This window comes from Mesorhizobium sp. M7A.F.Ca.CA.002.15.2.1, from assembly GCF_003998715.1.
Taxonomy (GTDB): domain Bacteria; phylum Pseudomonadota; class Alphaproteobacteria; order Rhizobiales; family Rhizobiaceae; genus Mesorhizobium; species Mesorhizobium ciceri.
Genome location: NZ_RZPI01000923.1, coordinates 1 through 1,663 on the forward strand (window position 1 = coordinate 1; position 1,663 = coordinate 1,663).

The 1,663-nt window shown below is 63.1% G+C and carries 3 protein-coding genes; 1 reads left to right on the forward strand and 2 read right to left on the reverse strand.

The genetic code is table 11. The annotated features are described in order from the left end of the window. Positions 1 to 670 (reverse strand): ABC transporter ATP-binding protein (locus ENZ74_RS31150; protein WP_164761361.1); only part of this gene is annotated, 670 nt, incomplete at its 3' end. A 142-nt stretch (positions 671 to 812) separates the two neighbouring features. Here ENZ74_RS31150 and ENZ74_RS31155 point away from each other — a divergent pair. After that, the gene (locus ENZ74_RS31155; protein ID WP_013530912.1) at positions 813 to 1,223 is read left to right on the forward strand and encodes a cupin domain-containing protein; all 411 of its coding nucleotides are present in this window, start codon (positions 813 to 815) and stop codon (positions 1,221 to 1,223) included. 62 nt (positions 1,224 to 1,285) lie between these two features. On the opposite strand, the gene ENZ74_RS31160 is transcribed toward ENZ74_RS31155, so the two are convergent. After that, on the reverse strand, positions 1,286 to 1,663 hold the full coding sequence (locus tag ENZ74_RS31160) for a hypothetical protein (RefSeq protein WP_027160665.1): 378 nt from the start codon (positions 1,661 to 1,663) through the stop codon (positions 1,286 to 1,288).

The window sequence follows — 1,663 nt, forward strand, 5'->3', positions numbered from 1 at the left end:
CGCTGACACGGCCCGGGCGCGGCGACATGACGACGATGCGCGTCGACAGATAGACGGCCTCCGGAATGGAGTGGGTGACGAAGCAGATGGTCTTGTTGGTGCGTCCCCACAATTCCAGCAGCTGCTCGTTGAGATGGTCGCGCACGATCTCGTCCAGCGCGCCGAACGGCTCGTCCATCAGCAGCAGGTCGGCGTCGAAGGCCAGCGCACGGGCAATCGAGGCGCGCTGCTGCATGCCGCCCGAGAGCTGCCAGGGATATTTCTTCTCGAATCCAGAGAGGTTGACGAGGCCGAGCGTGCGCTTGATCCGCTCGCCTTGCTCCGCCCTGGATAGGCCCATGATCTCCAGCGGCAGCCCCACATTGCGCTCGATGGTCCGCCACGGAAACAGCGCCGCCGCCTGAAAGACATAGCCATAGGCGCGTTTCTCGCGCGCCTGCTCTGCTGTCATGCCATTGACGGAAATCGCCCCCGAGGTCGGCTTCTCCAGATCGGCGATGACGCGCAGCAGCGTGGTCTTGCCGCAGCCCGAAGGCCCGATGAAGGAGACGAACTCGCCCTTGCCGATGGTGAGATCGACATTGGACAGCGCCTGCACCGGCCCGTCATTGGTCTGGAAAGTCAGCCCGAGTTTGCTTGCCGCGACGACGGCTGGCGAATTCCCCGTCATCGGTTGCCGCCTGCCTGTTTCCGTTCCCGCGGCGGCTGGAATCCGATTGCTTTTATCGCGATGTTGTTTTCCACTTGCCCTGTCCCATTTGGCCCTGTCCCTCTGACCTTGTCCCACGCGATCGACGCCCGGAGTTTCCCCGATGTCGCCTAAACCCACTTGTCATCTTATCCGCCCTGAAAGCACTTATGAAGGCAAGCAGGGGCTGACCTATTTCGCCGGCATTGCCGCCGAGACCGTCGGTGCCTCCGGCATCTGCATGCACATGCTCACCATGCCGCCCGGCGCCCGCGCCAAGGCGCATATGCACGAGAGCCACGAGACGGCGATCTATGTGCTCTCCGGCGAAGTTCACACCTGGTATGGCGACCGGCTCGAGCATCATATCGTCGTCAAGGCCGGTGATCTCTTCTACATCCCCGCCGGCGTGCCGCATCTGCCGGCCAACCTGAGCGGCGCCCCGTCCTCTGCCGTCATTGCGCGCACCGATCCCAACGAACAGGAGAGCGTCGTCCTGCTGCCGGAACTGGATGCGCTGGTCGCCGGAAGCTGACTTCGCCGGGCTAGGCGCCCGTCGGCCAATTGCTAGAGGTTTGCGCCCGCCAGCTTCGGCAATCATCGGCACCGAGACACTTCCCCATAGACGGTGCCGTCCGCATCCGCGATCACCAGTTTCTTGGCGTTCTTGGTGCTGTGCTTGATGATGAAGGTGGCGGGCGACTTGCCCTCTTCGCCTTCGGCCTCGCACTCCGCCTTCACCACAAGCGAGCCGTCGGCCTGGACCCTCTTGCCGGTGAAGGTGCAAGCGCTCGTCGCCGTGATGAAGTCGGTGTTGGTTAGAAGCAGCATGTCCTCGGCGTAGACTTCCTGGCCGTTCTTGTTGATGCAGCCGGACTTGTTGCCATAAGGTTTGGCTAGGTCGATGCCGGCCGCCGACACTTGGCTGGCCACCAGAACCAAAACTGCCGCGAAAAGAAGTCCCCCGCGCCGCAC

Excerpts from the sequence above, each read along its gene's own strand:
- ENZ74_RS31155 (WP_013530912.1), top strand. The coding sequence starts at position 813 with ATGTCGCCTAAACCCACTTGTCATCTTATCCGCCCTGAAAGCACTTAT.